At 41.3% G+C, this 19,749-nt stretch carries 16 protein-coding genes; 5 read left to right on the forward strand and 11 right to left on the reverse strand.

Annotated elements, in window-relative coordinates; translation table 11 throughout:
* The first annotated feature begins 175 nt into the window (after positions 1-175).
* The 3 genes from KAN5_RS12560 to KAN5_RS12570 all read left to right on the forward strand — a co-directional run bounded on the left by KAN5_RS12560 (position 176) and on the right by KAN5_RS12570 (position 4,368).
* Positions 176-682, forward strand: a complete 507-nt coding sequence (locus KAN5_RS12560; protein ID WP_244389840.1) for an ACT domain-containing protein — start codon at positions 176-178, stop codon at positions 680-682.
* A gap of 118 nt (positions 683-800) precedes the next feature.
* The gene (ppk1, locus tag KAN5_RS12565; RefSeq protein WP_138555895.1) at positions 801-2,888 is read left to right on the forward strand and encodes a polyphosphate kinase 1; all 2,088 of its coding nucleotides are present in this window, start codon (positions 801-803) and stop codon (positions 2,886-2,888) included.
* The gene (locus KAN5_RS12570; RefSeq protein WP_016709167.1) at positions 2,881-4,368 is read left to right on the forward strand and encodes a hypothetical protein; all 1,488 of its coding nucleotides are present in this window, start codon (positions 2,881-2,883) and stop codon (positions 4,366-4,368) included. Before ppk1 ends, KAN5_RS12570 begins: the two co-directional genes overlap by 8 nt.
* A gap of 64 nt (positions 4,369-4,432) precedes the next feature.
* Here the strand turns inward: KAN5_RS12570 and KAN5_RS12575 are convergent, their stop codons facing one another.
* From KAN5_RS12575 to KAN5_RS12610, 8 genes are all read right to left on the reverse strand, one after another.
* Complete coding sequence (locus tag KAN5_RS12575; protein ID WP_016709166.1) at positions 4,433-4,888, reverse strand: hypothetical protein; 456 nt, start codon at positions 4,886-4,888, stop codon at positions 4,433-4,435.
* A 530-nt stretch (positions 4,889-5,418) separates the two neighbouring features.
* Entirely contained in the window at positions 5,419-6,423 is a 1,005-nt protein-coding gene (locus KAN5_RS12580) for an alpha-amylase family glycosyl hydrolase (RefSeq protein WP_016709165.1), read from the reverse strand.
* A 191-nt stretch (positions 6,424-6,614) separates the two neighbouring features.
* Positions 6,615-9,737 (reverse strand): efflux RND transporter permease subunit, encoded by a 3,123-nt coding sequence (locus KAN5_RS12585; protein ID WP_244389841.1) that lies wholly within the window; start codon positions 9,735-9,737, stop codon positions 6,615-6,617.
* Positions 9,738-9,745: 8 nt separating this feature from the next.
* Positions 9,746-11,467 carry an efflux RND transporter periplasmic adaptor subunit gene (locus tag KAN5_RS12590; protein WP_244390951.1) on the reverse strand — a complete coding sequence of 574 codons (1,722 nt, stop codon included), beginning with the start codon at positions 11,465-11,467 and terminating at the stop codon, positions 9,746-9,748.
* A complete protein-coding gene (locus KAN5_RS12595; protein ID WP_244389842.1) occupies positions 11,457-12,782 on the reverse strand; it encodes a TolC family protein in 1,326 nt (441 codons plus the stop codon). Before KAN5_RS12595 ends, KAN5_RS12590 begins: the two co-directional genes overlap by 11 nt.
* Positions 12,783-12,869: 87 nt before the next feature.
* Complete coding sequence (locus tag KAN5_RS12600) at positions 12,870-13,238, reverse strand: hypothetical protein (protein ID WP_138555893.1); 369 nt, start codon at positions 13,236-13,238, stop codon at positions 12,870-12,872.
* 169 nt (positions 13,239-13,407) lie between these two features.
* Positions 13,408-14,016, reverse strand: a complete 609-nt coding sequence (locus tag KAN5_RS12605) for a paraquat-inducible protein A (protein ID WP_016709160.1) — start codon at positions 14,014-14,016, stop codon at positions 13,408-13,410.
* A 49-nt stretch (positions 14,017-14,065) separates the two neighbouring features.
* A complete protein-coding gene (locus KAN5_RS12610) occupies positions 14,066-15,340 on the reverse strand; it encodes an EAL domain-containing protein (RefSeq protein ID WP_016709159.1) in 1,275 nt (424 codons plus the stop codon).
* Positions 15,341-15,599: 259 nt separating this feature from the next.
* Here KAN5_RS12610 and KAN5_RS12615 point away from each other — a divergent pair, with 259 nt between their 5' ends.
* Positions 15,600-16,166: an alkylphosphonate utilization protein gene (locus tag KAN5_RS12615; protein WP_016709158.1), complete on the forward strand. Its 567-nt coding sequence runs from the start codon at positions 15,600-15,602 to the stop codon at positions 16,164-16,166.
* Here KAN5_RS12615 and KAN5_RS12620 read toward each other — a convergent pair.
* Both KAN5_RS12620 and KAN5_RS12625 read right to left on the reverse strand, forming a co-directional pair.
* Positions 16,156-16,431, reverse strand: a complete 276-nt coding sequence (locus KAN5_RS12620; RefSeq protein WP_244390971.1) for a hypothetical protein — start codon at positions 16,429-16,431, stop codon at positions 16,156-16,158. The genes KAN5_RS12615 and KAN5_RS12620 overlap by 11 nt on opposite strands.
* Positions 16,371-17,717 (reverse strand): IS1182 family transposase, encoded by a 1,347-nt coding sequence (locus tag KAN5_RS12625; RefSeq protein WP_244389844.1) that lies wholly within the window; start codon positions 17,715-17,717, stop codon positions 16,371-16,373. The genes KAN5_RS12620 and KAN5_RS12625 overlap by 61 nt, the downstream gene beginning before the upstream one ends.
* 192 nt (positions 17,718-17,909) lie before the next feature.
* On the opposite strand from KAN5_RS12625, the gene KAN5_RS12630 reads away from it, so the two are divergent.
* Positions 17,910-18,722, forward strand: a complete 813-nt coding sequence (locus KAN5_RS12630; RefSeq protein ID WP_016709157.1) for an META domain-containing protein — start codon at positions 17,910-17,912, stop codon at positions 18,720-18,722.
* Between the two features lie 47 nt (positions 18,723-18,769).
* Here the strand turns inward: KAN5_RS12630 and rlmJ are convergent, their stop codons facing one another.
* Positions 18,770-19,609, reverse strand: a complete 840-nt coding sequence (rlmJ, locus tag KAN5_RS12635; RefSeq protein WP_016709156.1) for a 23S rRNA (adenine(2030)-N(6))-methyltransferase RlmJ — start codon at positions 19,607-19,609, stop codon at positions 18,770-18,772.
* Between the last annotated feature and the right edge of the window lie 140 nt (positions 19,610-19,749).

Raw genomic sequence — 19,749 nt, forward strand, 5'->3', positions numbered from 1 at the left:
TTATAAACTAACACTATATAACTACTTTTAGATTGAACTAATGGCAAAAAAATTGGACAAATTTAGGTACCGAGTCAATACTCAATTCGGTTAATACTTAAACATAATAATCATTCAACAATTTCATGCCTGGGCATTTATTATTTAATTACGGCAATTTTTAGGAATTCTCTTTATGAAGCAATTAGTTATAACTATTTTGGGGCAAGATCGCTCAGGACTTGTGGAAGACATTTCATCTGCAATTTTAAATCATCATGGTAATTGGCTAACAAGCAACTTAAGCCATTTGGCCGGTCACTTTGCTGGCATCATTGAAGTAGCAGTACCTGCCGAGCATCTACAAGAATTACAAGATTCATTACACAGCCTGCCACAGTTAGAAGTACGCATTGAAACAGGCACTGATGAACTGCCTGATACGCCAGCTGAAGAGCTTAATTTTGTGATCACCGGTAACGATCGCCCTGGTATAATCCAAGAACTTGCAGGTGTGTTACGTCACAAAGGTGCAAACATCACCCACTTAAACTCTAAACAGCAAAGCGCACCAAACTGGGGAGTGCCTATTTTTAGCGCAGTAGCTACAGTTGCGCTACCTACAGGGATGAATAAAGACGAAGTAGTCGCAGCATTAGAAGCCATTACCTCAGATCTAATTGTTGATATTGAAGACGCTTAAGCCACTGTAATACGCAGCCCTTAACACCTATTGGCGTGTCACAAAAGTGACACGTTTGTCATTTTTTTGTCATCTAAGTACTTTATATTTTGTTCAGTTACTATCCAAGGAATAGAAAATGAACGCCTGTGCTGATGTACCTCAAACGATTAATTATTTCGCCCCAGAGTTAAGTTGGCTGTCTTTTAACGATCGCGTATTACAAGAAGCGCGAGATAAAAGTAACCCAATTATTGAGCGCATTCGTTTTTTGGGGATTTTTTCAAATAACATGGATGAGTTTTTTAGAGTTCGTGTTGCCGATGTTAAACGTCGTATTTTATTAAACAAACTCCCTGATACCAACTTTGATGAAGACGAAATTTTACTGACGCAAATTCAACAAAAAGTACTGCAGTTAGGCAAAAAATTTAACCAGATCCACGAACAAATTTTAAAAGATCTGATTGCTCACAATATTCATGTTGACCGACCTGAGCAGCTGAGTGAGTTTCATACCAATTGGTTAAGAAAGTTTTTCTTCGATAACGTATTACAGCATATCTCACCTATTTTATTAGATGAAAACAAAGATTATTCAGATCAAATCAACGATACCATGACGTATATGTTTGTTGAGATGAGTAATGACAAAAGCCATTACGCCATGCTTGAAGTGCCAACCGATCGCGTGCCTCGATTTATTATTTTACCGCCTGAGAAAACTCGTCGTCATAAAACTATTGTGATGTTAGACGATATTATTACCTTCTTCTTAAGTGATATTTTTAGTAGTTTTTTTGACTTTGATAACATTCAGGGTTACGCCATAAAATTAACCCGTGATGCAGAATACAACCTCGATGATGAATTAGAAGAAGGCATTTTAGATAAAATGTCTAAGGGCCTTAAACAACGCATTTATGCCGAGCCGGTGCGATTAGTTTATGATCAAACAATGCCTGAATCGATGCTCAAAGTAATGAAGAAGCGTTTGGGCGTTACTCACCATGACGCCTTGATCCCCGGCGGCCGCTACCGTAATTTTAGAGACTTTATTGGTTTTCCCAATGTTGGCCGCCAATATTTAGAGAACAAACCACTGCCCGCTTTACAAAGTACAGCCTTTAACAACCATGCCAGTATATTTGCAGCGATTAGTCAACAAGATATCTTACTTTACTATCCGTATCATACATTTAACCATTTGCTAGAGTATGTTCGCCAAGCTGCATTTGATCCTAATGTGACACAAATTAAGGTCAACATTTATCGCGTAGCGAGCAAGTCACGGCTTATATCGTCACTTATTAATGCCGCAAAAAATGGTAAGAAAGTAACGGTAATGGTTGAGCTTAAAGCACGTTTTGATGAGCAAAATAATATTGAGTGGGCAAAAGTGCTCAGTAGTGCCGGTATTAAAGTTATTTTTGGCATTCCTGCACTCAAAGTACACAGTAAGTTATGTATTGTGCACCGCCGCGAGAAAGGCCAAATCGTTAAGTACGCCCATATCGGCACTGGCAATTTTCACGAAAAGACCGCAAAAATCTACACTGACTTTAGCTTATTCACTAAGCATCAAGGCATTTGTGATGAAAGCGATAGCGTATTTAAATTTATTGAAAGTAGCTATAAACCTTTTGTATTTGAACACTTAATGATTTCGCCAGTAAACGCAAGACAACTGCTAATTGGTTTAATTCATCAAGAAATTGCTCATGTCGAAAGTGGTAAACAAGGTAAAATAACATTAAAAATAAATAACTTAGTTGATAAAGAGCTAGTCGATTGTTTGTACTTAGCGGCGCGTAGTGGGGTTAAAATTAGGATTATAGTTCGTGGTATGTGCTCTTTAGTACCGGGCCTTACTAACTTTAGCGACAACATCCGCGTTATTAGTATTGTTGATCGCTTTTTAGAGCACCCACGCGTGATGGTGTTTGCTAATAACGGTGATGAAAAAGTGTATATTTCATCTGCAGATTGGATGACTCGTAACCTTGATCATCGGGTTGAAGTGGGTGTGCCTATTTATGATGAAAAGCTCAAACAACTGATCATCGATGTACTTGAGCTACAATTTAAAGATCGCACCAAAGCGCGTATTATTGATAGTGAGCAAAAGAACCATTATGTAAGACGCGGAAATCGTAAGAAAATTCGCTCGCAAATTGCAATTTACGATCACTTAAAAAAATGGGAAGGCAATTATAATAATGAATGATTATCCCTCAATAGCTGCGGTCGATTTAGGCTCCAACAGTTTTCATTTGGTCGTTGCCAGAGAAGTCGATGGCTCTTTGCAAATTCTTCACAAAGAAAAGCAACGGGTTTATTTAGCTGATGGCTTAGATGATAGAAACCAACTAAGCCAAACTGCGATAGACAGAGCATTGGCTGTATTGAAACAGTTTGCCAACACGCTGCAAGACTTTCCAGCAAGTAACGTAAAAATAGCCGCAACCTATACATTACGACGTGCTAAAAATATTAATTCATTTTTAACTCAAGCAAGTAACGTTTTCCCCTACCATATTGATGTGATCTCAGGTCAAGAGGAAGCCCGGTTAATTTATCAAGGTGTTGCTCATTATATTCATCATGATGAAAACCGTTTAGTGATTGATATTGGCGGCGGTAGTACCGAGCTCATTATTGGCAAGCATTTTAAACATAAGCTGCTCTCAAGTCGCAATATGGGCTGCGTAAGCTATACCAAGCAATTTTTTGCCGATGGTATTATTAACGACAAACGTTTTAACAAAGCACAAATAAAAGCCGAGCAAGAACTTGAAGTTATTTTTGCCAATTATATTAATACTGGCTGGCAATCTGTAGTGGGCACCTCCGGCACTATAAAATCAATACTTGCGATGATCAGTGCTAATGACCCTGAACAAAAAAATATCACCTTAGAGCGGTTACTTGAACTAAAAACCCAATTTATTGCTGCAAAAACCATTGATAACTTATTAATTGAAGGTTTAAGCCCTGAGCGCCAAGTAAGTATTTGTGGTGGCTTGGCTATTTTAATTGCTATTTTTCAGCTATTTAATATTACTGAAATGGATTATAGCGACTTTTCACTACGAGAAGGCCTGCTCCATGAAATGCAGCAAAAATTAGCGCTTAAAGATATACGTACCAACACTATTGCTAATTTAAGCGAAAGAAACACAATCGATAAGGTTCATGCTCAACGTGTTGCAAACACTGCTGACTGGTTATTCCTACAAGTACAAAAAGAATGGCAACTTGACTCGTTAGATAATCATCAACTCTTGCTATGGGCTGCACAGTTACATGAAGTAGGTTTAGGAATCAACTCATCGGGCTTACATAAGCATAGTGCGTATGTGGTTGAAAATAGCCAATTACCTGGATTTACGCAGCAGCAACAAACATTGCTTAGCTGCATGATACGCTTTTACCGTAAAAAAGTGCGTTTAGAGCAATTTCCAACGCTACTTTCAGTACCACACTTTCAAATATTGCAATTAATTGTCTTACTGCGATTAGCAGTATTACTTAACCAAAAGCGCTTGAATGACCAGCATCAGGAGTTAGCAGTTTCTGTAAAAGGGAACAGTATGTTATTGCAGTTTCCACTGGGCTGGCTCAGTGAGCAAACCTTGCTGCATGCAGATTTACAGCAAGAGCAAAAGTATTTGAAAAAAGTGGGATTTTTAATCGATTTTGTTTAGATACAAAACGGGATAAGTGCTATCCCGTAAGCTACTTTACTTATCAATTGAATATTAGTATCAGTTACATATCCATATGGCGATTAGCGCTTTGTATCATTTGCTTTAAGCCTTGCTGCTCAAGCTCTAGCAATTGCGCTAACTTCTCTTTACCTGCAGGGGTTTCTGCACGACTAAGTAAGTATTCATAAAGGTTGATTACTTTTTTATGCTGCTGAGATAAGTAACCCTGCATGACTTGCTCATCAACACGGGTATCACGATCTAAATCGGTGAAATTTATCAACTCTGGGTTTTCAGCAAAGTACTCGTAACAATAAGTATCTAATGTATTGATTTCGGTGATAGCTTTAAAACCAACCATATCTTCAGCTAACTTTTTTTCGTACTCAACAAAGTAATCGGCGAGCATTCGATTATGCTCCGCTAACCCCTCGCGAAGACTAAAAAAATTTGCCGCCATTTGCGTATGAAAAAGCACAGTCCAATCGTACACTTCTTGTATTGTTTTAACTTGCATGTGTGTTCCTTACTTAATTAAGCCTGCTAACAAGGCTATAGCAAAAACGTGTTATAAGAATATTGCTAAAAACATGCCATTAAAAAGTTAAGTAAAAACAAGTGGGTATTAAAATCCTGTTACTTAAACTCGTATAAGTTACAAGTAACAGGGTAATTTTTATAGGGTGGCGGTAAAAAGGGAGCAACAATCGTAAAAAGCCAGACTTGTTATTAAAAGAGTAATAAAAAAAGGAAATAAAAAGAGGACGGAAATGAAAAGAGGACAGGCATATATTTTTCAAAAAGTTGTGTACTTCACCTATCAAAGACAAATGTCCTTTTACTAATTAAAAGCCACTATTTACAAGTTAAGAAACACCTTAAAAATAAAAAAGGACAGGCATATATTTTTTAAAAATAAAAAAGGACAGGCATATATTTTGTCAGAAGATTTTGTACTTCCCCTATCGAAGGTAATCCTCGCATTCCTTTATTGCACGCTGTTAATTGCCAAACTTCGAGCTGAATAACTTAAAAAGGTTCAACTATTCAACCTGTACCTTTATACCATTTGACATCGTTGCTGGCGGCGTGCTGCTTTAATCGTTGTTTACTGCCTGCAAAATTTGAATATTGATGCCTAAATCGCTTTACGGATTCAAGCCATTGCGCTTCTTCTATATTCAAAGTAAGTAGCGCTTTAGGGACTGTGTGGTTTATATGCCCTTTTTTCTTTGGATCTATATGTCGGCCACTCCAATCTACTAATTCAATATAATCTAGCAAAGCAAAGGGAATTGTATGTTTGATGTCATTACCACCAAATGGTTTTAGCTGTGCAGGTTGGCTTTCATGTTGGATATTATCATTTTGTTTGAGGGGCTTATTCGCTTTCATTACGTCTGCGGTAAAAGCTTTGAAATGCGCTATACGCTCTTGAATTGAGGTAAAATCACTGTCTTCGAGGGTATCTGCTATATTTGCTCTGATAGGATTTAAATCGACATAGGCCATGCAACTAAGTACTGCTGTTTGATCTAATAACGCCTGTGACTTATAGCGCCCTTCCCAGTACTTTCCGGTGCAGTTATCCTCTTTATTGGCTTCGCGGGCTATATATTCATTGAGGTTTTTCATATACCAGCTAATGTCATACAACCTTTCTCGCCATTTAGCGATGATCTCATTGAAGAAAAGTAAACTAGGTTCATCTAACTGCTCACCATTTATGTAGCGATCAACCAACATGTGACCATTATAGAGTTGATACCAGCGCTTAATTACTTCTTCATCAGACCACTCAAGGGCTTGTTGCCTATTCACATTTACAACGAGGTGGTAATGGTTGCTCATAATCGCGTAGGCTGCGATTTCGATGGCAAACACGCTACTTAATAGCTTTATTCGCTCTACAAGCCACTCTCTTCGGTGATCAAAGTTTTTACCCGTGTGTTTATCATTTCCACACAAGTATGCTTGTCTAACACAACGAGCGATTAAATGGTAATAGGATGTGGATGCTAAATCAATCAGGTTTTTTCTTGCGCGAGTCATAAAGTATCAGCTCCAGTCAAACTGTATATAATAACAGTAGTTGATACTATGGTTTTTGCAAAAAATTTTGTGCCTGTCCTATTTTATTCATGCTGCCTACAAAAATTGGAGGTAGTCGCAGTAGCTGTTTTACGAGGCTCTGCGACTCTGATCAAACAAAGTTTGAGGGGCGCTGTATTTTTAATTCAACTTTATGAATTTATACTCCGCTTACGCCATAGCAAATACACTGCAGGTAGCACTAACAAGGTTAGAACGATGGCGCTGAACATGCCGCCGACCATGGGGGCGGCGATGCGGCTCATTACTTCGCTGCCGGTGCCTGTGCCGTAAAGTACGGGGAGTAAACCGATGATTATGGTTGCGACTGTCATCATCACTGGTCGTACTCGCAGGCCTGCGCCTTCGACTATGGCTTGCTTAAGCTCGACAAAGCTAAGCATTGTGCCGGCTTGTTGTGCTTGCACGCACTTTTCATTGTAGGCTTGGTTTAAGTACACCAACATGATCACTCCAATTTCCACCGCGACCCCGGCAAGGGCAATAAAGCCCACTCCCACGGCGACTGAGAAGTTAAAGCCTTCTAAGTACATAAGCCAGATTCCACCAATCATCGCCAGCGGTAAGGTGGCCATTATAATGGCTACTTCTACAAAGCTTCGAAAGTTGAGGTACAACAGCACGATAATAATCGCTAATGTCAGAGGTAATACATAAGCGAGCTTGTCTTTGGCGCGCTCCATGTACTCATATTGCCCCGCCCAAGTTATTGAGTAACCCGCTGGTAGCACTAGCTTTTCGTCAAGCACTTGGCGCGCATTATCTACATAACTGCCAATATCAATGCCATCAATATCAATAAAGCTCCAACCATTTAGGCGTGCGTTTTCGCTTTTGATCCCCGGTGGGCCGTCTTCAATAAATACATCCGCCACATCAGCAAGCGCTATCCGCTGACCTGATGGGGTTACGATTGGCAATAACATCAGCTCTTCAGGTGAATCGCGGTAATCTTGTGGGTAGCGTAAATTGACTGGATAACGCTCTTGCCCTTCGACCGTTTCGGTTACATTCATCCCCCCTATCGCTGTAGCGACCACTTGCTGCACATCGGCAATGTTTAAGCTATAACGAGCGGCTTTTTCGCGATTGATATCCACCTTGATATAACGGCCACCAGCAACACGCTCAGAATATACCGAGGCAGTGCCGGGTACATCTTTTAGTAAGACTTCAATCTGCTGGCCAATTTTTTGAATTTCATTCAAATTTGGCCCCGCGACTTTAATGCCTACTGGCGTTTTAATGCCCGTTGCCAGCATATCAATACGGGTTTTTATTGGCATAACCCAAGCATTTGTCAGGCCTGGGAATTTCACTAAACCGTCGAGCTCTTTTTTCAGTTTCTCTAAGGTCATGCCTTCGCGCCACTGCTCTTTTGGCTTAAGCTGAATAAAGGTTTCAATCATGGTCAGTGGTGCGGGATCGGTGGCAGTTTCTGCGCGGCCTACTTTACCAAACACGGTTAACACTTCAGGCACGCTGGCTATCAGTTTATCGGTTTGTTGTAAAATCTCCCGCGCTTTACCAATCGATAAACCTGGGTAAGTAGTTGGCATATACATTAAATCGCCTTCATCCAGCGGCGGTATAAACTCACTGCCAATTTTATTCACCGGATAAAAACCAATAATTGCTACCACCAGCGCTAACACTAAAGTCATTTTAGGAAAGCGTAAGACCGTATTAAGTAGTGGCTTGTAAGTATTGACCAGTAAGCGATTAACCGGATTTTTTTGCTCTGAAATGACTTTGCCACGTATAAAATACCCCATTAATACTGGCACTAAGGTAATTGCCAAGCCCGCAGACGCTGCCATTGCATAGGTTTTAGTGTACGCCAGTGGTGCAAACATGCGCCCTTCTTGCGCTTCTAAAATAAACACTGGCATAAAGCTGACGGTAATGATCATTAAACTAAAGAACAGCGCGGGGCCGACTTCACTGGCTGCATCGCTCACCACTTGCCAGCGGTTTTCATCCGTTAATGGGGTTTTTTCCATGTGCTTATGCATGTTTTCAATCATCACTATCGCGCCATCAGTCATTGCACCTATGGCAATGGCAATACCGCCGAGCGACATGATATTGGCGTTAATGCCTTGCCAATACATGATGATGAACGCCGTTAAAATCCCCAGCGGTAAAGTAATAATCGCCACTAAGGATGAACGCACATGGAACAAAAATACAATGCAGATAAGCGCCACCACCACTAACTCTTCGAACAACTTGCTGGTGAGGTTATCTACTGCATTTTTGATCAGGTTAGAGCGGTCATACACAGGCACAATTTCAACCCCAGCAGGCAAGCCTTTTTTGAGTGATTCGAGCTTTGCTTTTACCAGCTCTATGGTTTTTTGTGCGTTTTCGCCATAGCGCATTACCACCACGCCACCTGCAACCTCACCTTCACCGTTTAACTCAGCGATGCCTCGGCGCATTTGTGGACCAAGGCGAATATCGGCAACATCGCGTAACTGTAGCGGTGTGCCATTAGCATTAACGCCCAGTGGAATAGCCTCTAAATCAGCCACGCTTTTAATATAACCGGTACTGGTTACCATGTATTCGGCTTCGGCCATTTCTACCACTGAGGCACCCATTTCTTGGTTGCCTTGTTTGATGGCTGTTTGTATTAAACTCAGCGGAATACCGTAGGCACGTAATTTATCTGGCTCTACATTGACTTGATATTGTTTCACCATACCGCCCACTGAAGCCACCTCAGACACCCCAGGGACAGTTTGTAATTCAAATTTTAAAAACCAATCTTGTAAGCTACGTAATTGGCTAATATCGTGTTGATTGGTTTTATCCACCAGCGCATATAAATAGATCCAACCAACACCTGTGGCATCTGGGCCAAGCTCAGCGGTTGCGCTTTCTGGTAAACGACTGGCTACTTGGCTCAAATACTCCTGTACTCGGCTACGAGCCCAGTAAAGGTCGGTTTTTTCATCAAAGATGACATACACGTAAGAATCACCAAAAAATGAAAAGCCACGCACAGTTTGCGCCCCTGGCACTGAGAGCATAGCGGTGGTAAGTGGAAATGTAACTTGATCTTGCACCACTTGCGGCGCTTGCCCAGGGTATGAGGTTTTAACAATCACCTGCACATCAGATAAATCCGGCAAGGCATCAACCGGGGTATTTTTTACCGCAAATACACCGCCACCAATTAGTATTGCGGTTATAAGCAAAACAAAAAAGCGATTAGTCACAGACCAACGAATAACTGCTGCTATCATAACGCCCCCTAGTGTCCGCTGTGTGATTGCATTGAGGGTTCAACATCAATACGGCTAATAACAAATTCCCCCCCTTGCAAACTAAAGGTAAATGTTATTTGTTGTGCAGCTTCAAGCGTTGTTAAATCAACGCTATCAGCAAATACAAAGTCTAGTGTGGCGGGTGCTCGGTGCCATTTTTCGATTGCGCCGCGACTAATATTGGCTACTCGCGTGGTTTTATCAATACTGTTAATCGTGCCCTTTACGGTGGCAGTATTGGCCGCATCAACCATCATATGAGTTGAGTCCATAATATGAATACCGCTTACTACATAACTTCCTTCAACTTGTTTTGTTAGCTCAAAATGCAGAGTTTGACCTGCTTGTAACGCGCTAATATCAACACTTTCAGCAACCATAAAATCCATTGTCATGCTGGGCCAGTCAAGTTCATCCATTGGTTCGTGGCTAATATTCACCATGCGGTGATCTGCCATTACATGATTGATAACCCCTTTTCCCCACACGCTGGTGATAACTTGTGGCGCTTGCATCCGCTTAAAATCAGAGCTTTTACTTGATTCTGAATCTAATAAGAACTGCGCAGAAGTCACTACTTCATCGTCGGCTTTAATGCCCGCTAAAATTACAGCATCATTATTATCACTACGGCCAAGTTCCACCGCGACTGACTTAAAACGACCTTCACCTAAAGCAACAACAACGCGATCTTGAGAACCGGTGCGGATCACCGCTTGTTTTGGCACAATTAGCTGCTGATCGCTGGCTTTAGCATGAATGCTCACTTGTGCAAACATGTTCGGTTTTAGTTGGTGATCTTGATTGTTAAAACGTAAACGTACCCGCAGCGTACGGTTTTTGGCATCCAACGTTGGGTATATATAATCAACCTTACCGCGCCAGCTTTGCCCTGCGATGTAATCAAGGGTCATGGTTACGGGTAAGCCTACTTCAATCAATTGTGCTTGGCGTTCAAATACCTCAGCTTCAACCCATACTTCATCCAACTGAGCAATACTCATCATAGAAGTACCAGGCTTTACATAAAAGCCTTCGCGCACATTAAGCTCATCGACCACGCCACTTTGGCGTGCAAAAAAGGTAATATTTTGCATCACCTTTTTATTGGTTTGTAAGCGTTCAACAAAACCATCCGATACATTTAATGCCTTTAAACGTGCCTTTGCTGCACGAATAAGTACAGGGTTATTACGATTCACCGCCAGTACAAATTCTTCTTGAGCGTTAACCAATTGCGGTGAGTACAAGGTATACAGTGGCTCTCCTTGTTTAACTTGATCGCCTGCGGCTTTAACATATAAGGTTTCAAGCCAGCCTTCTACCCGAGGGTGGATATGCACTTGCTGATCTTGGTTATACTGTACGTAGCCCACCGTATTCACTTCGCTTTGCAGTGCTTTACGTTGTACTTTGGCAGTTCTAACACCTAGGTTATTGATCACGGCGGGCGAAATAGTCACCGCACCCGGGCCGTCTTGATCGTTCTCTTCGCCTTCGGCATACACAGGCACAAGATCCATGCCCATAGGCGAGAGTCCTGGTTCATCACGGCGATAATTGCTATCCATTGGCGCCACCCAGTACAAGGGTTTCTTTTCTGTGTTGGTACTGACTGTATGCGTGCTATCTGTCAATAAGGATAAACCCGTTGCCGCAATGGCTGCACCAACAAGTATGGCAATAAGCAATTTTAAATTAGTGTTCATCATGCTCTCCTGCTAACAGCTCGGCCATCACAGCAGCGTCTTTACTACTGGCGTAATAATTCAGGCGAGCAATAATAATTTGTTGATCTATCTGGATATTTAACGCGTCTATTTTGGCATTGAGTTCACTGATACGGGCACGCATTACTTCAGAGAAATCACCATCATCGCGGGTGTAGGCATTTAATGTCGCTTGTGCTTGCTCAGCCATTTGAGGCAGTAGTTTAGTTTGATAAAGGGCGTCACGCTTTGCCAACCGTGCTAATTGGCTAAACTCTTTAAAGTACATACCTTTGAGCTTTTGTAAGGCAATCAATTTTTCAGTTTTAACGGCTTCAGCCGTGGCGATCGCGGCATTGACTTGTTGGTCTTGGCGATTATCAGTAAACAACGGTAGATCGATACTAATACCGACAGAAAACAGATCGGCACGGGAGTCACCCATTGGCGTATCGTCACGATAACCATAACCCATATTCACGCCAAGCTGTGGTTTATAACCTTGCTTGGCAACATCGATTTCAGTTTGCTTTGCCGCGACAGTTTGCTCAATTGCAACGATTGCAGGGTGCGCCATTAACAATGGCATTAGCTGTGTAAACTCAAGCTGGTCAAAATCAACCAATGGTATTATGTCACTGCGATTAGCACTCACAGGTTGAGTTAACATATTGATTGGCAACCATTGTGACAAACGCTTTTTAGCACTTTCAAACTGTTGTTCGAGCATTACTAGCTTATCTTCAAGGCGAGTTAATTCTAACTGGGCGCGAATAATATCTTGCTGGCGAGTATTACCGACCGAGCTGGCATAACTTGATTCTGTAATATCAATCAGCTGCGAGAACAATGCCTTATCTTGCTCAATTAAAGCGATGCTTTGCTGTGCTCGATACGCATTGAGCCAAGATTCAATAACAATGGTTTTTACTTGGGCAAGTCTATCTGCGCGTAACCAAGGATATTGCTGCGCTGATTGTGCTAACGCATGTTGTTTCAGCGCAAGGCTATCACCACGACTAAACATTTGACTCACACCCACCTTAAGTTGAGTCATTCCTTCTTGATCAAAGGCAAAGCCATCTGTAGGAAGGTTCATTAGCCCAACAGTCAAAACGGGATCTGGCAACGTGCCCGCCGCTAAGCTTTGTGCTTGCACTGCTGCTTGCTGATACTTATTGGCTGTTAACCAAGGTTCATTATTAAGTGCATAGCTAAGCGCTTGTTCAAGACTTAACTCATTACTGTATGCTGGGTTTGCCGCTGCTAGCAAAATCGCTAAAAAAATGGCTTTAAATACTGCTAAGTGATTCATCACTTACTCCACTAAAATTAAAAAAAGGATTAAATTTAGAGGCAGAAAAGGTGATTTATATAAATTTTAGACGCACCTATCCTGCAATTAAGCAGACATAGGAGGGCGGTAAAGCGAGCTGGCTATACGGTGTTGATTTTGCGAGATGTGAAGTTGTACTTTTTCAGACGGCGATAATAATGTGGTAAATAAACCATCCATACTCAGCATTGAATGTGCAGAGCATGCACTAACAGGGCAACCACATTCTTGATTGGCTGTTGTGTCGTCATCACAACAATCCATATTCATCATGCCAGCAGACATATCATGATGCATATCATTATTATCCATCATGCTTGACTGTGAGTGACTCATGTGTGGCATTTCACAACTCATAGTTACAGACGCAACAGCTTGACCCACTAAAGTGAGTAACAAAACAATGGTCAATAAACTAAGGTAAATACGTTGCAAAAAAGTGCCTTTTAAAATTAGGTTCTAGGTTCTAGGTTCTAGGTTCTAGGTTCTAGGTTCTAGGTTCTAGGTTCTAGGTTCTAGGTTCTAGGTTCTAGGTTCTAGGTTCTAGGTTCTAGGTTCTAGGTTCTAGGGAATTTTATGTTAACTTATTCACTAACACAAACGTTTAACTGTTTTTTGGTTCAATCTTAATTAAATTACTGGCGGCGATGGCAAATAAACAATACCCGGTAAAATACCAAAAACCAGCGCCAAACTCTGCGTGCATATTGATAAGTTCGCCCATTTGGCCTTCTGCGTTACCGGCTAAATAGGATACGATTAACGCAATAACAAATACATCAACCATACTCCATTTACTTAAGCCTTGTATTACTTGACCGAGAAGCTGCTTAAATTTATTCACGGGTAAAAAAATATATAGCAATTGCATCAATAATTTTAAGGTTGGTATCACTATCGAAAAAAATGCCACCAGCACGGCGACTAAATAGTTTTTATTATTAGCCAGTTCGTTAACCGTGCCCCAAATACTGCGTGTTTTTTTATAGGCACTAATTTCGCCTTCGAGCTTGTCTAGACCCAACATGCTTGAAGCCATCATTAACATATTACGGGTATTACGGTCGCCCTCATCTGCCAACATTTCAATCCCGGTTTGTGCTAGCTTTGACTTATCTATTTTTCCCTCTAAGCTCAAAACAGGCTGAGTTACACCAGGAATAAGCAGTGCTAAAGCAATTAAAATCGTGGTAAATGGTAATAATAAACGCATGTAATATCTTCATAAGATAAGTTAGTTAATGCGCATAATACTCAAGTGCTTATTCTTGTTCAATAATTGATGCTAATACGTCGTCCCCGTACTGACGGGCGCTGAGCATCGCATTATAAACCACTTCTATTTCGGAGGCTGGGCGAATTGTTTCCAGCAGCTTTTCAGCCAAAGGCCAATTATCTTCTTCTACTGCCCGCGCTAGTTTAAGGGTCGCTCCCAACATACCATTAAAGTTGAGTAATGCGCTTGAAAGCTCATCACCTAAGCGAAACTCCTGCGCTATTACATCAAGCTCCATATTTAAGATCGCATCAAGTACCGACATCAGCCCAACCAAGTAGCCTTGCTCTGACATCTCTTGGCCACCCGGTTGTAACATCAACAACATAAAGTGCGCACGTGTTAATCCCAGTTTGGTTAATTCACTGGGTTTATCAACGCCAAGTTCACTCAGCGCTAATACCCTAACAAATTGGCGTATTGCATCTTCGCCTAAATAAATAACCGCCTGAGAAATTGAAGTAATAACTAAATTCTGACTTTTAGAACGGGCATTCACTAATTTCAATATACGAGCCGTTAAACCAACATCTTTAGCAACACGTTGATGCACCTCATCAAAGTTTAGATCTGAGCGTGATGTACAGCGCAATAAATCAAACACAGCCAGTTTCGAGGGTTCAACATTATGATAAGTAAGCATTTCAGGACGCGCGAAAAAGAAGCCCTGAAAATAATCACAGCCGGCACTTTTTAAAAGCGTAAATTGTTCATGGGTTTCTATACGCTCAACGATAATTTTCACATCAGGAAATCGGCGCTTGAGCTTTTTCAATAGCATATTGGTTTTAATTATAGGCTCTTCGACTTCGAGCTTAATATAATCGACTAAGCCTAAAAGTGGTTCCCATTTAACATCGCCATCGTAATCATCTAAGGCAAACCGATAGCCTTCTTGCTTTAAAGATTTAACACGTTTTGTCACTTTCGCTATATTATCTGCACGCTCCACTATCTCGATTACAGCGCTGTTTGGTTGCAACAGTTTAGGGAAGTCTTCTAATAAGGCATCTGTTGAAAGGTTAATAAATGCACGATGATTTGCGGTGAGCTTATCAATACCTATCAACATTAAGGCATTAAAAAACAACCGCCCAGTAGCTTGGCCGTCGGTTGTACCAACAGGAAAAGCGTTATTAATCGAATCTCGATAAAGTAACTCATATGCATAAAGGCCTGTGTCAGCATCAAAAATTGGTTGCCTTGCTATATATTGAGTAACAAGGTTTGGCATATCGGCTGTTATCTGCGTACTCAGCATATTATTTCCTGCTAATAATTCTAGCGACTTATGCCAGCTAAATTGTTGTTATTTTATCGATTCAGTATAGTTAATTTTTTTCAGCTTGCCTAAACTTAAACATCGGTAACCAGCCTAATCAACTCAATGCCAGCAAAATACTGTGCGCTTATAGTAATTTATATACCCACACATAAATAATGGATATGTTCTAATTTACTCTACAATTGAGTACAATAGCTACTTACCTTTAAGTTTACCTCCCTTACAAGAGCCCGATATGAGCATAGAACAGACCTTAGTTGAACGCAGCAATACCCAATGTGAGTTATGTGCTGCGAGTGAAAACCTTTCTGTATACGAAGTACCACCTGTTACAGAAGCTCATTCAGATAAATGCATTTATACCTGCCAAACGTGCAAAGACCAAATTGAAAACAACATTGAGCTCACCCCAACTCATTGGCATTGTTTAAACGACAGCATGTGGAGTCAAACACCAGCCGTTCAAGTGGTTGCTTATAGAATGCTTACCCGCTTAGCACCTGATAATGGTTGGGCGCAAGACGCACTAGATATGATTTACTTAGAAGAAGACACACTAGCCTGGGCAAAAGTTGCATTAGCAGAAGACGATGATATTAAGCATGTTGATAGCAATGGTGTAGTCTTACAAGCAGGCGATACAGTTACACTAATTAAAGACTTAGATGTTAAAGGAAGTAGCTTAACGGCTAAGCGCGGCACTGCGGTTCGCAATATCGGCTTGACGAGCAACCCTGAGCATATAGAAGGACGTGTAGACGGTCAGCGCATTGTTATTTTAACCAAGTTTGTTAAAAAATAAGCGCGTCTAGCGCTTCAGATTGACGATAAACCCTGCTTTTTTTGCGGGGTTTATTATTTTTGAGCAGCCGAAGGCTGCGATCGCGATATTTTTCTGTTGTTATTATTATTCTTTGCGTTTTAGTGCTGATGTGAATTTTCTTGAATTTACCGCCGTATGACGGGGTCTTAGAGGGATTTTGAGATTTATTACGCTCATATTGAGCTAGGCCGCCTTCATTAACGCCATTTTCTTCATATTCTGACAGGCTGCTGCCAATAAGCATTGCGCACTGACATTCTTTATTCCTCTGTATCTACAATAACGGTGCCCGTGATGTTGTTTTGCATCCGCGAAACTTCTTTCGACTGTTTCACCTCGTCGTTTGTATCGTTTTTTACCCCATTCGCTCAGCCGTATTTCATTTGCTGCCTCTACACTTGCTTGCCACACATGCCGTGTAATTACTTTGATATGGTTTTTACTGTTTGTGCATCGCGACCGCACTGGACAGTCTTTACATGTCTGCGGGGTTGAGTGGTATTGCCGATATCCTAGTCGGTTTGTGGTGTTATAAATCAGTATTTCGCCTTGTGGGCATGTGTATGTATCGGTGTCTACGTCGTAGCTGTATTCTCGCTTTGCGAAATAGCCTTTCTTTTTGTTTGGCCGTCGATAACCCAAGACACCAATGAGTTGTCGTTCTTCTAAATTATGGCACACTGCGGCTGTAAAGTACCCTGCATCTAACCCAACCGCGATGGGGTTGAGTTCAAACGTATCAAGTACGCGGTCTAAGCGTTGTATGATGGGTTGACTGTCATGCACATTACCTGCTGTGGCATGTGTATCAACGATAATTCCGTGTTTGCCATCCACAACCCTATGGTCTAAATAGAAAAATCCTTTTGGCTTTTCATCACGCACCATAAACCCACTGTCTGGGTCAGTTCGGCTTACTTTGGTTGGTTTTGTACAAGGCTCCTTTTCCTCATACTTCAGGCGCTTTTTTCCTTCGGCTTTCCTGTCTTTTATCACGGCTTCATTAAGCTGCTCAACATACACTGAGGGGCTGACTTTTAAGTCTTCAATGTCATAACGGCGTTTATTGGCATTGGCTTTTAAATGGGTGCTGTCTGCAAATAAACTATGCCCACCAATGAGCCCTTGCTTCATCGCTTGACGAACTATATTGTCGAAAATCGATTGATAAATACCGCTGTCTTTAAAGCGTTTTACACGGTTTTGGCTCAGTGTCGAATGATGGATAACGTCATCGGTGAGCCCTAAACCTAAGAACCAGCGGTATGCAACATTCACTTGCACTTCTTTAATAAGGCGGCGCTCACTTTGAATACCAAACAAGTAACCTAAGAATAGGTATTTAAAAAAGCGGACAGGGTCTACGGCTGGTCGGCCATTATTTTTGCAATATAAGTGGGCGACTTCATCACGTATGAATTCAAAGTCGATAGCTAAGTCTACGAGTCGTACTAAGTGGTCTTGTGGAACAAGTTGGTCAATTGCGACCATTTCTAATTCATGTTGTTGCGGGGTTTTATCTCTAAGCATAATGAACTCTCCAAATTCACTCTGCTTATTAGATCAAAGGGCTCGATCTGTGTCTAGCCCTTTTTCAACAATCTGAAGCGCGTCTAGCGCTTTTTCTTGTGTTCCAACAATTAAGCTATTATTAAGTAACTAAGTCGTACACTTATAGCTAATTAAGAATCCACCGATTTCATTCACCCCAAGGAATAAGCCATGCTATTACATAAACCAAATGCAATTTTAAAATCGATTGTTGGTATGAGTCTATTAGCCAGCAGTGCTGTTGTACTTTCAGGATGTCAAAGCCAACCTGAATCAACTGAACAAACTACTGAAGATGCAGCTATGGCCACGTTAACTACGCAAATTACCTACCTTGATCGCAGCATGCTGCGCCCGGGCGCGCAACTGACAGTAACCCTTGCTGACGTATCAAAAATGGATGCTAAAGCTGAAGTGATCAGCCAGCAAACTATTGATATTAATGGTGCACCACCTTACACGGTAGAGCTTAGTTATGATGCGAGTAAAATGGATCAACGTCACCGCTATAGCGTCATGGCACGGATCACTAATCAAGACCAACTATTATATGTAAGCACAACCCATAACAACCCGTTTGAGCAATCGCAACAAACCACTCCTTATGAGGTTGTGGTGTCTAAAGTAGCGCCGCAAAAACCTAATGTCGATTTAGTAAATACGTACTTTAAAGCGATTACTTTGAATGGCGAAAAAGTAATCGTAGAAACAAAAGAGCCCTTTATTCAATTTAGCGCTGATAACAAAAGCCATGGTTTTTTAGGTTGTAACAACTTTACTGGTAGCTACCAGGTAAATCAGCAAACACTTAAATTTAGCCCACAAGCCAGCACAAAGAAAATGTGTTTTAAAGGTATGGAACAAGAAGCGGCAATGTCAGCAGTATTACAAAATACCGCACAGTGGGAAATTAAAGGTGAATTACTTCGTTTGAAAGATCAGCAAGGAAACGAACTTGCAACTTTTAAAGCAACTTACTTTTAAATATAACGCATAGACATCAAACGCCCAGCTCTGCTGGGCGTTTTAGGTTATTCTTCAACTAACTGTTCGCTACGGTAAAAACCAGACGAGTCGCTTAGCAGACTTACCAGCTCTGGTAATATCTTATCCATCGTTTGTTTAAGCTTCCATGGCGGGTTAATTACGATCATTCCTGATGCCGTCATACCATGTACTTCAGTATCCGCTGTGGTAGCTAGTTCAAATAACTGAATATTACGCATACCTGAGGCAATTAAGCCCTCTTCCATACGCTCAATTCGCTCTCTATCAACCACTGGGTACCAAATCATATACGTGCCTGTAGCAAAACGCTGATAAGCCTTGGTTAGCGTTTTAACAACGGTATCGTAGTCGTCTTTAATTTCATAGGGTGGGTCAATTAATACGCACGCGCGACGCGACGCAGGAGGCAATAAACCAATTAAACCTGCAAAACCATTCTCACCACGAACACGGATCGAACGTTTGCCGCTCATGTTTTCTTGCAGTAGCGTTAAATCCCGCGGATGCAATTCAAAAAACCAGCCCTTGTCTTGGCGACGCAAAAAATGCTCGGCAATTTTTGGAGAGCCGGGGTAAAAAGCCAACTGCGCCGAGTTATTAAATGATTTTATCAATTCGATATAATCATTTAGCGCTTGGTGTTCGCTATTATGTTGGTAAAGCTTAGCGATACCATCAAGGTATTCTTGGGTCTTTTGCGCATCGGCACCTGCCAATTCAAAAAAACCAGCCCCTGAATGGGTATCGATATAGTCCAATGGCTTATCTTTAAGTGTTTGGTAGCTCAAGACTTGAGCAAGGACCAAATGTTTAACCACATCGGCTGGGTTTCCAGCATGAAATGAGTGTCTATAACTAAGCATAATGTTATTTCGCTATAAATGGTTTATTTAAATAAACCCATTGAAGTTGGTTATATTCTACAACATAAAATGCCGAGGGTCATAAATTGCTGGTGCTTGAATTCAAGATTAAGTGAATCACTTATGAACAAATCAGGCGC

Source organism: Pseudoalteromonas sp. KAN5, from assembly GCF_022846535.1.
In the GTDB taxonomy this organism is placed as follows: Bacteria; Pseudomonadota; Gammaproteobacteria; order Enterobacterales; family Alteromonadaceae; genus Pseudoalteromonas; species Pseudoalteromonas haloplanktis.